Origin of the sequence: Streptococcus oralis (genome assembly GCF_026782235.1) — a bacterium.
Classification (GTDB): Bacteria; Bacillota; Bacilli; order Lactobacillales; family Streptococcaceae; genus Streptococcus; species Streptococcus oralis_CC.
In genome coordinates this window covers 1-19,116 of record NZ_JAKUWE010000005.1, presented here as the reverse complement: position 1 = coordinate 19,116, position 19,116 = coordinate 1, and the positions used below count along the sequence as shown (strand labels likewise).

Annotated in this window: 21 protein-coding genes, 1 tRNA gene, 1 other RNA gene and 1 pseudogene; 2 read left to right on the top strand and 22 right to left on the bottom strand. The window is 41.2% G+C overall.

Translation table 11 applies throughout. The annotated features are described in order from the left end of the window. Window positions 1–24 precede the first annotated feature (24 nt). From comB to MK396_RS08095, 11 genes are all read right to left on the bottom strand, one after another. Window positions 25–1,374: a competence pheromone export protein ComB gene (comB, locus tag MK396_RS08145; RefSeq protein ID WP_268724249.1), complete on the bottom strand. Its 1,350-nt coding sequence runs from the start codon at window positions 1,372–1,374 to the stop codon at window positions 25–27. A gap of 12 nt (window positions 1,375–1,386) precedes the next feature. Further along, window positions 1,387–3,540, bottom strand: coding sequence for a peptide cleavage/export ABC transporter ComA (comA, locus tag MK396_RS08140; protein WP_268724248.1), 2,154 nt, complete (start codon window positions 3,538–3,540; stop codon window positions 1,387–1,389). Between the two features lie 435 nt (window positions 3,541–3,975). Then, complete coding sequence (locus tag MK396_RS08135) at window positions 3,976–4,164, bottom strand: hypothetical protein (RefSeq protein ID WP_125840618.1); 189 nt, start codon at window positions 4,162–4,164, stop codon at window positions 3,976–3,978. A gap of 287 nt (window positions 4,165–4,451) precedes the next feature. After that, window positions 4,452–4,607 (bottom strand): smi_0061 family bacteriocin-like peptide, encoded by a 156-nt coding sequence (locus MK396_RS08130; RefSeq protein ID WP_000357247.1) that lies wholly within the window; start codon window positions 4,605–4,607, stop codon window positions 4,452–4,454. Then, window positions 4,600–4,806 (bottom strand): hypothetical protein, encoded by a 207-nt coding sequence (locus tag MK396_RS08125; RefSeq protein WP_061420154.1) that lies wholly within the window; start codon window positions 4,804–4,806, stop codon window positions 4,600–4,602. Before MK396_RS08125 ends, MK396_RS08130 begins: the two co-directional genes overlap by 8 nt. 14 nt (window positions 4,807–4,820) lie before the next feature. After that, window positions 4,821–5,018, bottom strand: coding sequence for a class IIb bacteriocin, lactobin A/cerein 7B family (locus tag MK396_RS08120; protein ID WP_268724247.1), 198 nt, complete (start codon window positions 5,016–5,018; stop codon window positions 4,821–4,823). Window positions 5,019–5,443: 425 nt separating this feature from the next. Further along, window positions 5,444–5,908: an IS200/IS605 family transposase gene (tnpA, locus tag MK396_RS08115; RefSeq protein ID WP_268724246.1), complete on the bottom strand. Its 465-nt coding sequence runs from the start codon at window positions 5,906–5,908 to the stop codon at window positions 5,444–5,446. A 184-nt stretch (window positions 5,909–6,092) separates the two neighbouring features. Further along, window positions 6,093–6,329: an acyl carrier protein gene (locus tag MK396_RS08110; protein WP_000136441.1), complete on the bottom strand. Its 237-nt coding sequence runs from the start codon at window positions 6,327–6,329 to the stop codon at window positions 6,093–6,095. Window positions 6,330–6,333: 4 nt separating this feature from the next. Further along, window positions 6,334–7,326: a phosphate acyltransferase PlsX gene (plsX, locus tag MK396_RS08105; RefSeq protein WP_070567930.1), complete on the bottom strand. Its 993-nt coding sequence runs from the start codon at window positions 7,324–7,326 to the stop codon at window positions 6,334–6,336. Further along, the gene (recO, locus tag MK396_RS08100) at window positions 7,323–8,093 is read right to left on the bottom strand and encodes a DNA repair protein RecO (protein ID WP_268724245.1); all 771 of its coding nucleotides are present in this window, start codon (window positions 8,091–8,093) and stop codon (window positions 7,323–7,325) included. Before recO ends, plsX begins: the two co-directional genes overlap by 4 nt. Then, window positions 8,090–9,259 carry a pyridoxal phosphate-dependent aminotransferase gene (locus MK396_RS08095; RefSeq protein WP_268724244.1) on the bottom strand — a complete coding sequence of 390 codons (1,170 nt, stop codon included), beginning with the start codon at window positions 9,257–9,259 and terminating at the stop codon, window positions 8,090–8,092. Before MK396_RS08095 ends, recO begins: the two co-directional genes overlap by 4 nt. A 151-nt stretch (window positions 9,260–9,410) precedes the next feature. Here MK396_RS08095 and MK396_RS08090 point away from each other — a divergent pair, with 151 nt between their 5' ends. Next, the gene (locus tag MK396_RS08090; RefSeq protein WP_268724243.1) at window positions 9,411–10,421 is read left to right on the top strand and encodes a YeiH family protein; all 1,011 of its coding nucleotides are present in this window, start codon (window positions 9,411–9,413) and stop codon (window positions 10,419–10,421) included. Window positions 10,422–10,449: 28 nt separating this feature from the next. Here MK396_RS08090 and MK396_RS08085 read toward each other — a convergent pair whose 3' ends face one another. From MK396_RS08085 to comW, 10 genes are all read right to left on the bottom strand, one after another. Further along, window positions 10,450–10,887: a CoA-binding protein gene (locus MK396_RS08085; RefSeq protein WP_000076476.1), complete on the bottom strand. Its 438-nt coding sequence runs from the start codon at window positions 10,885–10,887 to the stop codon at window positions 10,450–10,452. 119 nt (window positions 10,888–11,006) lie between these two features. After that, window positions 11,007–11,975 carry a ribose-phosphate diphosphokinase gene (locus tag MK396_RS08080; protein WP_000010181.1) on the bottom strand — a complete coding sequence of 323 codons (969 nt, stop codon included), beginning with the start codon at window positions 11,973–11,975 and terminating at the stop codon, window positions 11,007–11,009. 214 nt (window positions 11,976–12,189) lie between these two features. After that, the gene (locus MK396_RS08075) at window positions 12,190–12,684 is read right to left on the bottom strand and encodes a beta-class carbonic anhydrase (RefSeq protein ID WP_268724242.1); all 495 of its coding nucleotides are present in this window, start codon (window positions 12,682–12,684) and stop codon (window positions 12,190–12,192) included. A 72-nt stretch (window positions 12,685–12,756) separates the two neighbouring features. Beyond that, the gene (radA, locus tag MK396_RS08070; RefSeq protein WP_419150876.1) at window positions 12,757–14,118 is read right to left on the bottom strand and encodes a DNA repair protein RadA; all 1,362 of its coding nucleotides are present in this window, start codon (window positions 14,116–14,118) and stop codon (window positions 12,757–12,759) included. Between the two features lie 13 nt (window positions 14,119–14,131). Next, window positions 14,132–14,671 carry a histidine phosphatase family protein gene (locus MK396_RS08065; protein WP_268724307.1) on the bottom strand — a complete coding sequence of 180 codons (540 nt, stop codon included), beginning with the start codon at window positions 14,669–14,671 and terminating at the stop codon, window positions 14,132–14,134. Window position 14,672: 1 nt separating this feature from the next. Continuing rightward, the gene (locus MK396_RS08060; RefSeq protein ID WP_268724241.1) at window positions 14,673–15,116 is read right to left on the bottom strand and encodes a dUTP diphosphatase; all 444 of its coding nucleotides are present in this window, start codon (window positions 15,114–15,116) and stop codon (window positions 14,673–14,675) included. A 54-nt stretch (window positions 15,117–15,170) separates the two neighbouring features. Continuing rightward, window positions 15,171–15,269: signal recognition particle sRNA small type (gene ffs, locus MK396_RS08055), an RNA gene on the bottom strand. Window positions 15,270–15,301: 32 nt separating this feature from the next. Then, a complete protein-coding gene (tadA, locus tag MK396_RS08050) occupies window positions 15,302–15,769 on the bottom strand; it encodes a tRNA adenosine(34) deaminase TadA (RefSeq protein ID WP_268724240.1) in 468 nt (155 codons plus the stop codon). A gap of 200 nt (window positions 15,770–15,969) precedes the next feature. Beyond that, window positions 15,970–17,256: an adenylosuccinate synthase gene (locus MK396_RS08045; protein WP_268724239.1), complete on the bottom strand. Its 1,287-nt coding sequence runs from the start codon at window positions 17,254–17,256 to the stop codon at window positions 15,970–15,972. A 245-nt stretch (window positions 17,257–17,501) separates the two neighbouring features. Continuing rightward, a complete protein-coding gene (gene comW / locus MK396_RS08040; protein ID WP_268724238.1) occupies window positions 17,502–17,735 on the bottom strand; it encodes a sigma(X)-activator ComW in 234 nt (77 codons plus the stop codon). Window positions 17,736–18,034: 299 nt separating this feature from the next. Here comW and MK396_RS08035 point away from each other — a divergent pair. After that, window positions 18,035–18,895 (top strand): annotated as a pseudogene (locus MK396_RS08035) (ISL3 family transposase); the annotation flags it as partial. A 114-nt stretch (window positions 18,896–19,009) separates the two neighbouring features. Here MK396_RS08035 and MK396_RS08030 read toward each other — a convergent pair. Continuing rightward, window positions 19,010–19,083, bottom strand: a tRNA-Asn gene (locus MK396_RS08030). Between the last annotated feature and the right edge of the window lie 33 nt (window positions 19,084–19,116).

The following is a 19,116-nucleotide window of genomic DNA, read 5'->3' as shown; positions in this document are numbered from 1 at the left end:
TTTATTCTCTGAAAAACACGAATATTACCCTTTATTCAAAAATTGATCCCAAAAATAACGGAGATAGCTTTTCTTTCCTGTAATCATCTGCAGGCGACCTTCTAAACCATAACGAAGTGTTGTAGCCTGCTCAGAAGTCAGATGGGTCTCCGCCTCAATTTTAAAGAAATTCCCTTTTTCAGTCTTGGTGGCTGTCGCATCAATACTTGTAATCGTGGAATTCAGGAAAATTTGATTCTTCGCATCATTAGTTGTAGTATAACGAACAGAGTCCCCAATCTTAACTCTAGCAACATCTTTTGAACTGAGATAGGCTGTGAGTTTGGTTTTTCCTTCTTTTTCCAAAGATGGGTAGAGTTGAGCTAGCAGGGTTCCTTCTGCAACCATGGTAGAATCACTGGTTTCAGGATTAAGGTGAAGCACACCGTCCTCGCTTGCTATAATTTTCCCCTTATCTAGAAGACCGCCTTGCACTTTCTTACCCGACTCCGCCTCCAAAATTTTCTGATCCAAAAGGGTTAATTCCTGACCGACTTTGACTAGGTGCTGAGACTTGAGGGATTCAAGTTGACTATCCAGTCCCGTTGCGTAGGCTTGTTGAGCTCCAGAACCCGCATACTGCACACGATAAGTAGCTAAACTAGACTCTAGCTGAGCAATTTGCGCATCCACCTGTGCAACAGCCTGAGCCTTAGCTTGGGAATTTTCCTCCCTCTGAGACTTGTAAGACTGGTAGAGAGAGTAGGCTAGATTCTGACTGGTCAAGGAAGCACCTGTTTCAATAGCCGACTTAGCTGTCTGGTAATCGCGAATTTTAGCCTCTGTTTGACTGATGAGGTTCCCGATTTCAGCTTGGGTTTGACTAGCTGCTGCATTCTGGGACGCGATGGTCTCATTTTGCTGAGAAACATTACTTCTTAGACCATTCGCTTGGCTGAGATAATCTCTAAACATCTCCTGGTAACCAAACTTATCCGCCTCTGGAAATTGATCACTCCCCTCTTTCAAACTGGATTGTAAATACCCCAACTGCTTTTTTTGATCCTTTAGCATCTCCAACTGACTGGCATATGCCTCAACCTGAACAGCCTCAGCCCCTTGCTGGTACTGAACCAGTAGATCCCCCTGCTTGACTAGTTTGTTTTCTTCCAGATAATTTGCCACAATCCGTTGATTGCTAGTTGACTGGATATTGGCAATGATTCGACTAGGTTCGACAGTCGCTCGGGTGGACAAACTAATCTCCTTCTCTGCAAAAACTGCAAATCCTAACAGAAACACGAGCAAAAGGGACATAGGTAAAATCACCCGACTGGAAAAATTATGATAACGACGATTATAAAACTCCGCACTTTCTAGAAATTCTGGTTTCATCCTCTCCTCTTCCTAGCTATTCACCAAATGGGCGTAAAAGCCATCCTGTACAAGCAAGTCTGCATGGGTGCCTTCTTCGACAATCTTACCCTGATCCAAAACAACAACCTTCTCTGTCCGCTCAGCAATAGTCAAGCGGTGAGCAATGAAAATCAAGGTCTTGTCTAAAGCCATGATATTATCAACAATTCGCTTCTCTGTCAAAATATCCAAACTGCTGGTCGCCTCATCCAATATCAAGACAGGCGCATCTGTCAAGAGAGCACGCGCCAGAGCGATTCGCTGCCGTTGTCCACCAGAAATTCCAGCCCCATCTGAAGTCAATTCTGTCTGGTAATTCAGTGGCATGCGCTCAATATCCTCCCGAATCTCGGCCAACTCAACCGCCCGTAAGATGTCTTCCTGAGTCGTCCCCTCCTTGGCTCCAAGGAGAAGATTCTCCAAAATCGTTCCGTTAAAGACATAGGGCTGTTGAGGCAGGTAGTTGATGTACTGGCGCAGGGCTTTTTTATCAATCTGATTGAGATTGACGCCACCTAGACTAATCTCCCCTTGACTTGGGTCGTAAAAATTAACCATCATCTTGGCCAAGGTAGTTTTTCCTGACCCTGAAATTCCCACGAAAGCCATCTTAGACCCTTTCGGAATGGTCAAATTGATATCCGACAAGACGTCACGACCATAGCCATACTTATAGTGAACCTGCTTAAAGGTCATATCTCCCTTCATCATGCTCAAATCCTCAACTGTTTTCTTCTCCTCAAACTCCGAAGCGACCAGATAGACCTCGTTCAGACGATTATTGGCAACCTGCGCTGTTTGAAGTTTGGTTTGCAGATTGATGATATTTTCCAAAGGATTGGTAAAGTAAACAAGCAGGGTGTTATAAGTAATCAGCTGGCCCAAACTCATTTTCCCATCCATAACAAGAATGGCTCCTAGCCAGAGAACGGCAACATTGAGCAGGAGCTGAGCAACTTTTTTCAGTGCCTTTTGCTGGCTTTCTGCCCGGCTATAGGTAAAGGATTTTTTCAGATAAGCTACAAATTCCTTATCAATCTTTTGATAGCGTGAACTTTCACTAGTCAAAGATTTAATGGTCTCAATACCGTTGATGTCCTCAATGATAGAAGAAGACAGAACTGCATTGGCTTCCATAGTGTCTCGATTCATCTTTTCAAACGGCTTCATAAAAGCAAAGATAATCACTGTGTAGATAGGAAGTGCAAGTAGACTAATGAAAAAGAGCGTCATATTTTGTGAAAACAAGACAAGCGAGATAATCAAAATCGTTGACACATCCAAAAAGATCGATAGAATGGTCGACGCTAGCGCATCGATGATACTATTGGCATCTGTAAAACGGGATACGATTTCCCCTGTCCTGCGTGTCGCGAAAAAGGACATCGGCAGGTGAAAAACATGCTTGATGTAGGACAAAATCACATCAATTGACAGGCGTTGCCCCAAAACAAGTAAGAGGTATTCCTGCGCATACGATAAAATCTGCTGGAGGATATAGACGATGACTAATCCTATTGAGATAATGCCCAAGGTTGAACGCATCTGGTCTGGTACGTAACTGTCAATGATAGACTGCAGATAATAAGAGCCCACGATATTAATCAGGGTTACCAAGAGTGTTGCCAAAACGATATTAGCAATCAAACCCCGCTGTTTGAGCAAGATTGGCAAGAAGGATAGGAGCCCCTGTTTTTTCTCCTTATGGGGTTTATAGTCTGGAGACGGAGCCATAAAGAGACTGACTCCTGTCCATTCTTGCGCAAATCGCTCACGGGAAAGCTTGGTCAGCTTAACACTGGGATCTGGATCAGCGATATGGATTGCCTTCTTATCCTGACCTGTCACCACATAATAGTGGAGTAACTTCCCTTCCTTGAGCACATGAGCCACAAACGGAAAGGTCAAATCTGACAGGTCAAAGAGCGTCATATCCGCCTTGATAGCCCGCGTTTCAAAACCAATTTCCTCTGCCACCTTTACAAGACCCAAAGCAGTCGTCCCATCCATGGTCGTCTTAGCTAGTTCTCGTAGATGAGCCAAGGAGTAATAACTACCGTAGTAACCAAAGACCATAGCCAAGGAAGCCACGCCACAATCCATCTGATCCACCTGGGGACGATAGTGCCTTTTCCCAAATTTCATATCCTTCTCCTTTTTCTAACAATCTCTTTAAAAATTTGTAAGATTATTTTAACCAAATAAGGATGAAAACAGGGAAATATTCCTAAATAAACCATTTTTGCACCTAAAACGCACTTTAAAAAGCATAAACTATCATTTAAATGTAAAAAAACAGAACAAAAGTTCTGCCTGTTTAAAGTAACCGTTAAAAAATGAATGCCCAGAAATAAACTATTCTGAAATGATATTTCTATAAAGTAAGATAAATGTCATCAAGAATGATGAAATCTTAGGTATATCAAGATATTCAAACTACGTAGGTAGATTTATTTTGTTTATATTAGCCACGATTCTAATCATTAGATAAGCCATTTAGATAGACAATACAATAAACTCTAGCCAAGCTTTTTGTAGTAATTGAACGACTTTCATCTCAAACTCCAATCTGATAGTCAATCAATTTCCTATCTTACTTTCTTTTGTTTTGTACTTGTATCCTAGATAAAACAGACCAAGTAGAATTGGATAGGTTTCTGGATAAAACAAGGTGTTGATCGGATTTTTCATAATCAAATACGTTGCGATATAAAGAATGATCGATACGACAAAATACCCCTCAGCAAAACTTAATAAGAATTTTTTCATAGCAGACTCCTATTTAACTGATAAGAAAGGCGGGAAACTCCGCCATTTACATGCACAAAATCCTTTCCATTCAGATTCATCATTTATAGTTTCGATTATTTTTCTTCAAATCCTTACAAAAAATACCAAAATAGCCTGCGGCAATCAAACCTATTAGACTCCATTGCCAATCAAAAGATACTAGCGAACCCGTACGAATTAGATGAAGCGTAAGATTAAGACCTACTTCTAACAAAGGAAGTATAGTGGCTAGTTTAGGTAAGATTAAGGTTGCGATTGTTCATTACCTAACGCCCGCGACGAGCTAAATCTGAACCAAATTTGTAACCAGCCCCAAATGCGCTGAATGCAATAGCACTTAGACCAAATATAATCGAAATAGGCTCAATTCCTCCTTCGATTGCTTGCAAGTCTTTCTCATCAATTACTTGAAATTTATCCATTCTCTTCTCCTTCATTTCTATATATTAAAATGAATGTCATCAAAAATAATGAAATCGTTGGTATATCAAAATATTCAAACCATATAGGTAGGTTTATTTTGTTTACATCAGCCACTACTCTAATACTTATATAAGCCATCGAGCTGAATAATACAGTCAATTCTGGCCAATATTTCAGTATCAATTGTATGATTTTCATCTCAGACTCCAATGTTATGGCCGATTAGCATAATAACCTGCCGCAACTCCTGCACCTGCTGTAGCTGTAGCAAGCGCTGCTACACCTCCAATTAATTTCCAACTAATAACTACCCCGCCAATAACAATCGGTGCAATCCCCCCATTCACATCCGTCAACTCTTCTTCTGTAAGAGCTACAAAGTTCTGTTCCATGTTGTCAAAATTTGTCATCCTTTTTCTCCTTATTTTTTCTATATATTTAATCTTTAACCTCTAAGCCACTTAAATAGCCAGATTGGGTAAATTACTGAAATCATTTTCTTCTCTCCTTCCTTTTCTTCTTACCTATCTATTCGAAAAACAATTCGAAAATGAGCAACTCATTCATTTTTATTTTAAAAACCACTTAATGAACCACGGATAAAGACCGGTCGCATACATAAACATTCCTCCTTTTATCTTTCTCATCTCTTTATTCGCAATTTCTACTAAAAATTTTTCTTTTTTCTGCAAATCATAACCACCCGTCTAACGGGTGGTTTGCACCAGGGCTATAAGCCCAAATAACCAGCCAGCGGTCTAAAGACGCTGGCTTTCACGTTGTTCAAGCCTCATTGCTCTTGACTCGTCACTTGTCTCTTAAAGAGACCTTGGTACTACTTACCACTATCCCTAAAGGGATCCTCATATTCTTTTACACTTAATTTATCTAGTGCTATATCATGCTTTTCCTGCTCCTGAATATATTTCTTAATTGTGGCTTCATTAAGCCCTACTGTGCTCACATAATAACCTTCTGCCCAGAAATGCCGATTTCCAAACTTATACTTGAGGTTGGCGTGTTTATCAAACATCATGAGTGCACTTTTGCCTTTTAAATAACCCATAAAACTTGAAACACTTATCCTTGGTGGAATACTTACTAACATATGTACATGATCAGGCATTAAGTGTCCTTCGATAATCTCAACACCTTTATAACTACATAATCGGTGGAATATTTCTCCCAAACTACTTCGATATTGATTATAAATGATTTTTCGTCTATACTTAGGGGTGAACACAATGTGATATTTGCACATCCACTTTGTGTGTGATAAATTATGTGCCTTTTGTGCCATATTTTTTCTCCTTTCGCTTTACAATTGGCTTGAACACCTTTATTGTATCGCGTTTGGAGTTTTTTGGTATAACCTTCGACGCGCACCCGCATAGCGGGTGGTTTATTGGTCTCGCACCTTACGGAGCGAGACGGACTAATAGTCACATAACAAAAAAGCAACATGCAAATCATGTTGCTTTTTGCTATTCTTTACTTTTGACAACTGCTACAACATCTCCTACACTTTGCAGTTGGTCAATTTCTTCATCACTAATTTCAATCCCAAATTCATCTTCTAGTGTCAAGACGAACTCCATCAAATCCACTGAGTCCGCATCTAAATCATCTTTCAGACTCAAGGCCTCTGTTACGACAAAGTCCTCTCCCTGTCGCTCTTGGATAATGGTTACAATACGGTCAAAAATTTCTTTTTCTGTCATCTTTTTATTCTCCTGAAAATTCACGCGCAGTCTGAGCAACTACGTCTGTTTCTAGCATGGTACGAATCTGACGAATCGTACTGTACACAGCCTTGGCATCACTTGATCCATGAGTTTTTACAACTGGCGCCTTGACGCCAAACAAAACTGCTCCTCCAACATCTGAATAGTTAAGCTGTGTCTTCAACCCCCTAAGACTATCCTTAAGAAGTAGAGCACCTAGCTTCGCTCGAAGGCCACCACCCGTAATAGCATTTTTAAGTAAGCCCATGATTCCCAAAGCTGTCCCTTCAATGGATTTGAGAACAGCGTTTCCCGTGAAACCATCTGTTACGACAACATCCGCAACGCCATTCATCAGATCACGCGCTTCCACGTTTCCGACAAAGTTCAAACTTTGATCAGCTACTAGCAAGTCGTATGTTTCCTTACGAAGCGGATCTCCCTTGCTGCTTTCTGTTCCATTGTTGAGCAAACCAACACGTGGTTTCGAAATCCCACGAACATTTTTCGCATAGAAGGAACCCAAAACAGCGTATTGGTGCAGATGATGGGCTGTATTTTCCGCATTGGCTCCAAGGTCTAGCATGTCAAACCCTTTTCCATCAATGGTCGGCAAGGTAGACATGAGTCCTGGACGATCGATATTTTTGATACGACCCACAATGAAGAATCCTGCAGCCAACAAGGCACCTGTGTTACCAGCAGAGAGGACAGCGTCTGCTTCTCCCTCTTTAACAGCCTTAGCTGCCAATACCATGCTGGCATTTTTCTTCTTACGGATAGCTTTTGTCGGCTCATCGTCTGAGTTGATTTTCTCATCCGTATGAATAACGCTGACACGCTCTGTCGCCGTTAGATATTGCTTGATCTTGCTTTCATCTCCGTAGAGTTGAATCTCAATATCTGAAAAGTCAGCAAGGGCTTGGTTGACACCCTCAACGATGGCTTGAGGTGCGTAATCGCCCCCCATAGCATCTACTGCAATTTTTTTCATTTGTCTTCCTCTTTTAGTAATTGTCCCCAGTCGGCTAGGGAATCAATAAATTTCTTTGATTTCAGGTGAATCCCGACATACTCTTCGTAGATCTGATCCATAAACCTGCGCAAGTCTTGCTTGATTCCTGCCTTAAGCGAAATAGTCTCCAAGGTTTCAAAATCAATGGCTTGAAACTGATTGAGCAGATAAGGGATATTGGGATTTAGATGACAACGTCTCTCATCCTCATGATAATGCTCTGGGCAAAGGCAGGCTCCATATTTGAAAGAAAAGTCAAAGGCCTGACCCACCCGATGGCAAAAGACACACTCATTAAAATTAAGGCTGATTCCAAATCGAGTCAAGATTTGAATTTCAAAAATATTGGTTAAGACCTGATAATCTATCCCTGCTTCCATCAACTCCAGAGTCTTCCTCAAGAAAGCGAACAAGGGAGCATCCTGCTGATTATCCTGCAAACTAGCATCTGCAAGAGCAGCCACATAGGTAGCATAGGCCATAACAAAGAGATCACTATTAATCTTTGGAAAGGTCATCACCTCATGGTAGTCCTCGATGTAGCTAAGACCGTCATCATTGATGCGCAAGAGAAATCGTGCCAACACCAAGGGCTGAATAACAGGAGTTAGTTTGGACTGGCCAGCGTGTTTGACGAAAAACATGCGCTTGCCCACCTGCTCGGTAAAGATCTTGACTAGCTTGTCATCCTCACGAAAGTTACGATTGTAGAGTACGAGACCTTGACTCGTGATAGACTGAATCATGCTTCTCTCATGTACTCCTCAAGTCGCTTCATGGCCTCACTGATCGTTTCCATGCTGGCTGCATAAGACAGGCGAACATAGCCTTCTCCGTAACGCCCAAAGGCGGCACCAGGGATAAAGGCAACAGCCTTCTTCTGAGCAAAATCCTTCAGAAAAGCAAAGGAGTCTTGATTGTAACCTGTTGGAATCTTAGCAAAGATATAGAAGGCACCGTCTGGTTTGATAATCTCAAAACCAAGAGCAGTCATCTTTTCGATGATATAATCTTGACGCTGGATGTATTCCTTCTTCATAGGTTCCGCATCGTTTTTACCAGCTGTCAAGGCCTCCACTGCAGCATGTTGAGCCATGGTATTTGCGGCAGTGACCAAATATTGGTGGCTCTTGATTAACTGTGCTGTGAAAGCTGCAGGAGCAAAGATAAAGCCTAAACGCCAACCAGTCATAGCATGCGATTTAGACAAGCCATTGATAATAATAGCCTGGTCTCTCAGCATAGTTCCCAGAGATACATGGGCTTCGCCTGTATAGGTTAATTCTGAGTAAACCTCATCACAGACAACAAAAATCTCATACTTGCGTAAAACGTCTGCCAAGGCTTCCAACTGCTCCCGACTATAGGTAATTCCTGTCGGATTGGCTGGATAGTTGAGAATAACTGCTTTGAGCTTATCCCCTTGCTCCAAAATGGCCTTTTCCAACATTTCAGGAGTCAAGACAAAACCATTTTCAGTCGTATCAATCTCGACAATCTCTGCCCCAACTAGATTGACAATCGGCTCATATCCTGGATAGGCAGGAGCTGGCAAGAGCACCTTGTCCCCCTCTTCCAAAATAGCTGTCAAAGTAGCAGATAAAGCCTCTGTCGCCCCAATTGTAACCAAAATTTCATTTTCAGGATTATAATCTAGCTGGTATTTTTCTTTTACAAAGTCGCTAGCAGCCTGGCGCAAGGTCAGTAAACCGCTCATCCCTGTATAGTAGGATTGGTTCTGGTCAATGGCTCGCTTGGCTGCCTCCTTGACATGATCTGGCGTTGTAAAATCAGGTTCCCCCAAGGTCAAACGCAAGACCCCAGGAATCTCCGAAATAGCCTGATCAAACTGGCGAATCAAGGAAACTTGAATCTTGTCTAACTGTTTATTAAAGCTCTTGGTTAAGTCCATAGATATCCCCCTTGCTTACAGAACATAGTACTATTATACTACAAAAGCTCCCTGACCGCAAAATCCATCTGAAACCTGCATTTTTCACTTTCTGTTTTACTTTTCTTCTCGACAGGAGTATAATAATAAATGCTTATTTTCGGAGGTTTATATGTCATTTTTATCAAAAAATGGAGCAGGCATCTTTGCCTGCCTTCTCATTTCTATCGTATCTTGGTACTTAGGAGGATTCTTTCCTGTCATTGGCGCACCCGTTTTTGCCATTTTCATAGGAATGCTCCTAAATCCCTTTCTCTCATCCTATAAACAACTGGATGCTGGATTGACCTTTAGTTCTAAAAAATTACTCCAATATGCCGTTGTCTTGCTTGGTTTTGGTCTCAATATCTCGCAAGTCTTCGCAGTTGGGCAATCTTCACTCCCTGTTATCCTCTCCACCATTTCAATAGCCCTGATTATTGCCTACCTCTTCCAGCGCTTCTTTGCACTGGATACAAAACTGGCTATCTTGGTTGGAGTGGGATCTTCTATCTGTGGTGGCTCTGCCATTGCTGCTACAGCACCCGTTATCCATGCCAAAGAAAAGGAGGTTGCCCAAGCCATTTCCGTTATCTTTTTCTTCAATATCTTGGCTGCGCTCATCTTTCCAACCCTAGGAACCTGGCTTCACCTATCCAATGATGGCTTCGCCCTCTTTGCAGGAACTGCAGTCAATGATACTTCTTCTGTGACGGCTACCGCCAGTTCCTGGGACAGTCTTTACCAGACCAATACCCTCGAATCGGCAACCATTGTTAAACTCACACGCACCTTAGCGATCATTCCCATCACTCTCTTTCTCTCCTACTGGCAAAGTCGCCAACAAGAAAATAAACAAGGCGTACAACTGAAAAAAGTTTTCCCACTTTTTATCCTTTATTTTATCCTAGCCTCTCTCTTAACGACTCTCCTTACCTCTCTCGGTGTGCCCAGTAGCTTCTTTACCCCTCTCAAACAACTCTCTAAATTCCTCATCATCATGGCCATGAGTGCCATCGGTCTCAAAACCAATCTGATTGCCATGGTTAGATCCAGTGGCAAATCTATTGTCCTCGGAGCCCTTTGCTGGATTGCCATCATCCTCACCAGTCTTGGCATGCAAGCATTGATTGGTACTTTATAATATAAAAAGGTAGCCCATGGCTACCTTTTTATTTCTCAAGAATTAAGCGAGTATGTTCTCTCTTGATACAGCGATTCATCACGATGTCATCGCATCCTCCAGCACGCAAGATTTCTTCCGCTTCTAGATTTTCAAGTCCTAATTGCGCCCAAAAAATCTTGGCATCAGCCTTGAGAAAATCACGCGCCACATCTGGCAAAAACTCGCTCCGTCGGTATACATTGACAATATCCACAGGAAAAGGAATCTCAGCTAGACTCGCATAAGCCTTTTCTCCCAAGATTTCCCCACCTGCAGCCTTGGGATTAACTGGAATGATTTTATAGCCCCGAGCCTGCATTTCCTTGGTCACTCGATTGCTGGTTGTTTCCTCACGATCGGACAAGCCCACTACCGCTAACGTTTTACTGGTCGCCAGATACTGGCGGATCACACCATCACTTGGATTGATAAATTCTTGGCTCATAGAGATCCTCCTTTTTCATCAGTATAGCACATTTTGAAAAGGCTTGCAGGTTTTGACTATAAAAATCTCCTAGCAAGAAAAGAAACTTGCTAGGAGAACTATCTATTTCAAGTGAAAGTTTAGATTTTTTTCTCGATACTAAATAATGGAGAAAGAGGACGTTTTTCGTGGATACGAATAATAGCATCGCCTAGAAGATGAGCAATCGAAATTTGTTCAATCTTATCAATCAAACGCTCTTCTGGTAGGTAGATAGTATCCAAAACAACCAATTTCTTAATAGCTGATTTTTGGATATTGTCCATAGCTGGCCCTGAAAGTACTGGGTGCGTACAGCTTGCGTAAACTTCAACGGCACCTGCTTCAGCAAGAGCATCTGCCGCATGACAAATAGTTCCAGCTGTATCGATCATATCGTCAATCAAGATACAAGTCTTACCTTCTACCTTACCGATAATGTTCATCACTTCACTGGTATTCATCTTGTCTACACTACGGCGTTTGTCAATAATCGCAATCGGAGTTTTCAAAAACTCTGCCAATTTACGAGCACGAGTCACCCCACCATGGTCTGGACTGACAACCACGTAGTCAGAGCCAACCATGCCACGGCGTTCAAAATAGTCCGCAATCAATGGAGCACCCATCAAGTGATCTACAGGAATATCAAAGAATCCCTGAATCTGTGCAGCGTGCAAATCAATCGTCAACAAACGATCCACTCCAGCTACTTCAAGCATATTTGCAACAAGTTTTGAAGTGATTGGCTCACGCGCGCGCGCCTTTCTATCCTGACGTGCATAGCCATAGTAGGGCATAACAACATTGACAGATTCTGCACTAGCACGCTTCAATGCGTCCACCATAATCAAAATTTCAAGTAAATTATCATTTACAGGTGAACTCGTTGATTGTAGGATAAAGACGTGTTTTCCACGGATTGATTCTTCAATGTTGACCTGAATCTCCCCATCTGAAAATTGGCGAACAGTCGATTTCCCCAACTCTATCCCAATTTCTTGCGCCACACGCTCTGCCAATTCTCTATTAGAAGAAAGGGCAAACAGCTTTAAATCAGAAAAAGACATGATTTCCTCCGGTATTTATGTATCACTTGTTTTTTACACAACATTTTCCATCTACCATTGTAGCGCTTTTCCCTTTATTTTTCAATCAAAAATAAAACAAGAGCAAACATTTATACCCTTATTTTATACTATTTTATATTAGCTATATTAAATCTAAAAATCCTACATTTTAACAATCGATTTTATGCTAGGATGAAATTTTTTCGAGACAAAGTTAGTATACTTCTCTCATACTTCCTGTATCCACATCATAGACAGCACCTGAAATAACCACATCATCAGGAATCAGTGGAGATTCTCGAAGCAACTGCATATCCTCTCTCACACTCTCTTCCACATCCTGGAATGGTAAAAAATCTTGATCAGACACATCAACTCCGAGCTCGTGTTTCAACTGTTCATGAAAACTTTCATTTTGAAAGGTTTGAGCTCCACAGTCTGTATGGTGAAGCACTACAATCTCTCTAGTCCCCATTTGTTGCTGGGAAATCACCAGTGAACGAATCATGTCTTCAGTTACTCGACCACCCGCATTCCGCAAGATATGAGCATCTCCAAGTGCCAAACCTAGAGTTTGCGCAACGTGCAGACGTGAGTCCATGCAGGTCACAATAGCCACTCTTGTTTTGGGTTTGATTGGTAGATTTAACTGCCCATGTAGGGCAACATAAGCCTGATTGGCTTGCATAAACTGTTCAAAATACGACACGATTCCCTCCTTGAAAATTTGATAGCCAAATATTTCTCCTATCTTATCATTTTTAAGAAGATTTGTCACGGATTATGCAAAGACCTTTTTCAAAACCTCCTGAATCGTTGTCACACCAATGACTTCAATTTCCTTTGGTGGAGTGATTCCTGTCAAGGAATTCTTGGGTACATAAATCTTGGTAAAACCCAGTTTTGCCGCTTCATTGATACGTTGTTCGATACGATTCACACGCCGAATCTCTCCTGTCAAGCCCAATTCTCCTACAAAACATTCCTGAGGATTGGTTGGCTTATCTTTGTAACTAGAAGCAATGGCAACAGCAACGGCCAAGTCAATGGCAGGTTCATCCAATTTAACACCGCCAGCAGATTTGAGATAGGCATCCTGATTTTGCAAGAGAAGACCTGCCCGTTTTTCCAAAACAGCCATAATCAGACTCGCACGATTAAAATCAAGTCCTGTGGTCGTACGCTTGGCATTTCCAAACATGGTCGGTGTCACCAAAGCCTGAACCTCAGCCAAAATCGGACGCGTCCCTTCCATGGTCACAACGATTGATGAGCCAGTGGCTCCATCCAAGCGCTCCTCTAGGAAAACTTGACTCGGATTGAGTACCTCAACCAATCCGCCCGACTGCATCTCAAAGATGCCAATCTCATTAGTGGAACCAAAACGGTTTTTGACTGCTCTCAAGATACGAAAGGTATGGTGACGTTCCCCTTCAAAGTAAAGCACTGTATCCACCATATGCTCCAACATACGCGGACCAGCCAGAGTACCTTCCTTGGTCACATGTCCTACGATAAAGATAGCAATGTTATTGGTCTTGGCCAGCTGCATGAGCTCAGCTGTCACCTCACGCACCTGAGAAACAGACCCCTGTACCCCTGAAATCTCAGGAGACATAATAGTCTGGATGGAGTCGATAATGAGAAAGTCTGGTTGGATGCGCTCCACCTCAGCTCGAACGCTCTGCATATTGGTCTCTGCATAGAGATAAAACTCGCTATCAATATCTCCCAAGCGCTCTGCTCGTAGCTTGATTTGCTGGGCAGACTCCTCCCCACTGACGTAGAGAACCGTACCCACTTGAGACAACTGGGTTGAAACTTGTAAAAGAAGGGTTGATTTCCCGATTCCTGGATCCCCACCGATGAGGACAAGACTTCCTGGAACCACTCCGCCTCCAAGTACACGGTTAAATTCCTCCATCTCCGTCTTGGTTCGATTGACATTGATGGAAGTCACCTCAGCCAGTTTCATGGGCTTGGTTTTCTCACCTGTCAAGGACACACGCGCATTCTTGACCTCAGAAACCTCAACTTTCTCGACAAAAGAAGACCAAGCTCCACAGTTTGGACAGCGTCCTAGATACTTAGGTGAATTATATTCACAATTTTGACACACAAATGTCGCTTTTTTCTTTGCGATGATAAACCTCTTTCTAAATTTCTATCTCACATTCAATCACTTGGCAAAAATTAATCTTCTCGTCTGGTACAAATTGGCGCATGAGCATTCCGTGAGTTACAATGATAATAGTTTTATATTTTTTATATTTTTCCAAAGCTCTTAAAAAACGATGACGCATCTCTAGATCAGTTTCATAGCGATAAGGAGAATCTTCAGATAAAGCTCCTTGATGTTTTAGATAATATTCATGAGCTACCAATACACTAGTTAAATCAGAGTTAGTGCCATCTATGTCTGGACGCCACTCATGAAAAAACGGCTCCACAATCAAGTCCAATCCTGTTTCAACTGCTATATAATGGGCTGTTTCTAAAGCCCTCGTCACAGACGATGAAATAATAATCTCTGCCTTTCCAAAACATGCAGTTTTAGCAACTTCTTTTGCCAGACTGCGACCTTTTCCTGTCAATGGTGCTAAATCACGACCAAAACCACTATAGAGTTGCGGATTTTCAAGTTTATCAAGCATACTATAATCTGGCTCCCCGTGACGTATAAAGATAATCTTCATTCTAGTGCCCTGTCGATCCAAATCCACCAGTTCGCACGCCATCAGCAGCATCTCCATCCGCAATTAAGAAAGGAGCAAAGACAGCCTGAACCACACGTTCCCCAACTTCAAGAACAACCTCTTGGTCTGTGATATTCTTCATCTGAGCAAAAATATGCCCCTCATTTCCAGGATTTCCATAATAATCCCCATCAATGACACCCACAGAGTTAATCAAGACCAAGCCCTTCTTACGAGGGTTTGATGAACGGTCATAAAGATAAAGCACTTCTGTCGGTTGCATATAGGCCTTAACACCTGTCGGAACTAATACAATCTCTCCTGGCGCAATAACCGTACGCACAGCGACCTTTAAGTCGTAACCCGCTGCATGCACTGTCTCACGCTTAGGTAGCAAATTTTTATCTGTAAAGTTCGAAACCAATTCAAAACCACGAATTTTCATATTTTTCTCTTTTCTATTATCATTTATTCTAGATTATTCTATCTTATTTATTCGGAAAAAGCACGAAAAAAGAGCACACAATTCACATCGCTTAGGGCTGCTGGATTCCTCCCCTGACCCGCTTCACGCAGAACTGTTGCTCCACTGTTTATTATACCACATTCCCTTCTGTTTTTAAAGAGAAATTATTTTTTCCGTCGATTTCGGAAAAAGTCCTGCATAATCGCTGCACAGTCATTTTCCAAAATTCCCGTTTCCACCTCTACACGATGATTGAGACGCTCATCTGTCAAAATATCGTACAAGCTCCCAGCTGCACCAAATTTCTGATTTTTAGCCCCGTAGACTACGTTTGGAATACGGGCAAGCCCAATCGCCCCGCTACACATGACACAAGGTTCAATGGTCACAAAAAGCGTACAATCGAGCAGGCGCCAACTCTCCTCACTCACATTCGCATTCTCTATAGCCATGATTTCTGCATGCATAACCGCCCGTTGCAACTCCTCACGCGCATTATGCCCCCTACTAATGATTTCTCCATCCTTGACAATCACACAACCAATTGGAATTTCATCGTGTTCTAAGGCAATCTCAGCCTCTCTCAAAGCCTCTCTCATAAAGCTTTCTTTTTCTTCAACTGTATAATTCATCGTTTTTCTCTTTTCCTACTTGTCGATTTTATTATTATATCATGATTCTCAAGACAAAAAAAGCCACCGAATGCGGTGACTTAATAGGGAGATTATTATGAAAAAGAAAAGTTTAGGATATTTGTTACAACAAGTTAGGAGGTCTTCTTGTAACTGTCTATAGTATACCCAACCTGTCTTAAACTAATCTTAAAAATCTCCTATGACCAAACACTTTCTAAAATATTAGTTTGTTCACGATCAGGACCTACTGAGAAAGTAGAAATACGAACCCCAACCAACTCGCTTACACGACGAACATAGTTACGTGCATTCTCAGGAAGGTCTTCTAAATTACGGACTCCAGTGATATCTTCTGACCAACCTGGCAATTCTTCGTAGATAGGTTTGCAACGTTTCAACTGCTCAAGACTAGCAGGATAGTAATCAATACGTTGACCATCAAGATCATAGGCCACACATATTTTCACAGTATCCAAACCACTCAAAACATCGATAGAGTTCAATGAAAGATTGGTAATACCAGATACACGACGACTATGACGCATCACAACTGAGTCAAACCAACCCACACGACGTGGACGGCCAGTTGTTGTACCGTATTCATAACCTACTTCGCGGATGCGATCTCCCACTTCATCAAATAATTCCGTTGGGAAAGGTCCGTCACCTACACGACTCGTATAGGCTTTACATACACCTACAACCTTGTCAATCTTACTTGGACCAACACCAGACCCAATTGTCACACCACCAGCGACAGGGTTTGAAGAAGTAACAAATGGATAAGTCCCTTGGTCAATATCCAACATAACACCTTGTGCACCTTCAAACAGCACACGTTTGCCATTATCAAGCGCATCGTTCAAGATAACAGAAGTATCTGTCACGTATTGCTTGATTTGTTGCCCGTATTCATAATATTCTTCAAAAACATCATCGAATGAAATAGGTTCACTATCATACAATTTTTCAAACAGACGATTCTTTTCCGCAAGATTGCGTTCCAAACGCTCACGAAAAATCTCTTTATCCAAAAGATCCGCAATACGAATTCCAACACGAGCAGCTTTGTCCATATATGCTGGACCAATTCCCTTTATTGTAGTACCAATCTTATTATCACCCTTAGCTTCTTCCTGCAAGCGATCCAACTCAATGTGGTAAGGCAAAATAACATGCGCACGATCAGAAATACGCAAGTTATCAGTTGTCACACCTTCATCATGAAGATAGCTCAACTCTTTCACAAGAGATTTAGGGTTTACAACCATACCATTTCCAATAACTGAAATTTTTTCAGGGAAGAAAATTCCAGATGGAATCAAGTGCAACTTAAACTTTTTACCATCAATAACAATGGTGTGACCTGCATTATCACCACCTTGGTAACGAGCAATCACTTCCGCATTGGCTGAAAGAAAATCTGTAATTTTTCCTTTACCTTCATCGCCCCATTGGGTACCTACAACAACAACTGAAGTCATAATAAAATTCGTCTGAGCTACTAGGAGCTCGTCCTTTCTCATATACATGGCAGGAATTTCACCCGCAATTATATCTTACAACTTATTATAAGAAAAAAACACTTTTTTATCAAGAAGAAACAGTAGAAAAGATTTGGAATTTCTGTAAATAACAAAATTCAAAACCTTAAAAATTAAACAAAATCCTAAAAAATATAAAATCAATACAGATTATTGTTCGTGATATATGATTTATGAGTTTCTTATTAGATGAGAGTTGTACCACCTTGCAGTAATTTATCTAGATATAGGCGATAAGCTGTTTTAAAGTGATATAGTGAAAAGTCCCTATCACTTTTTATTTTAAATCGGATTAAATAATATAGTAAAAACCGAAGATGAAGTGATTCCCACTCAGCACAACTCTGGCCTAAAGAGGCATATTCTTGTTCAACTAGTTTCAAAAAAACAAATGCTCGATCATAAAATTTCTGAAGCATATAAAAATTCCCTTTCTTATTAGTAACACTAGTCTAACAAAAAAAGGAACTAAAAAAGCTTCAAATCCTGTAAAAGAAGAATTTAAAGCTAAACGATCTAAAAATAAAATAAAGATGTAATTATAGGTACAAAAACTAAGATTTAGATTTTCAACTGTCTACTCCACTTATAAATCAGGCTCTATAATATTTGTAGTGGGTAAATCCCCTATGGATATTATGGAGCCTGATTTGTGTAGAAAAAAAGTCCCATAAGACCTATAATGAAAAGCGACCAAACCATCATTAGAAAGAATCATATGGAACCATCACATTTTATCACAAAACTACTCGATATTAAAGGCCCTAATATCCAAATTATGGATGTTGTTAATAGCTGTACACACAAAGAAATCATCGCTAAACTGGATTACGATGCCCCATCTTGTTCTAATTGCGGAAGTCAAATGAAGAAATATGATTTTCAAAAGCCTTCTAAAATTCCTTACCTCGAAACGACTGGTATGCCTACCAGAATCCTCCTTAAAAAGCGTCGTTTTAAGTGCTATCATTGTTCGAAAATGATGGTCACTGAAACATCTCTCGTCAAGAAAAATCACCAAATCCCTCGTATCATCAACCAAAAAATTGCTCAGAAGTTGATTAAAAAGACTTCTATGACTGATGTTGCTCATCAGTTGGCCATTTCAACTTCAACTGTCATTCGCAAGCTCAATGACTTCCGTTTTAAGCATAATTTTTCTCATCTTCCAGAGATTATGTCCTGGGATGAGTATGCCTTCACTAAGGGCAAGATGAGTTTCATTGCACAAGATTTTGAAAAGCTCGACATCATCACTGTTCTTGAAGGAAGAACACAAGCTATCATCCAAAATCACTTTCTTCGCTACAAGCGAGCTGTTCGTTGTCAGGTAAAAATCATTACGATGGATATGTTTAGCCCCTACTACGATATTGCCAGAAAACTTTTTCCTAACGCTAAAATCGTTCTCGACCGATTTCACATTGTACAACATCTCAGTCGTGCTATGATTCGTTTGCATGTTCAAATCATGAACCAATTCGATAGAAAATCCCATGAATACAAGGCCATCAAACGTTACTGGAAGCTCATCCAGCAGGATAGTCGTAAATTGAGTGATAAGCGATTTTATCGCCCTGAACATCAAAAAAGAAAGGATAAAATTTGTCCTTTCTAGATCTTAGCTTTTCTTCAACCCACTACAGTTGACAAAGAGCAATAAAAAAACATTCAATGAACGTTTTTGTCAGTACTCCGCCAGTAGGACTCGAACCTACGACATCATGATTAACAGTCATGCGCTACTACCAACTGAGCTATGGCGGATAAAAGCTAAGCGACTTCCATATCTCACAGGGG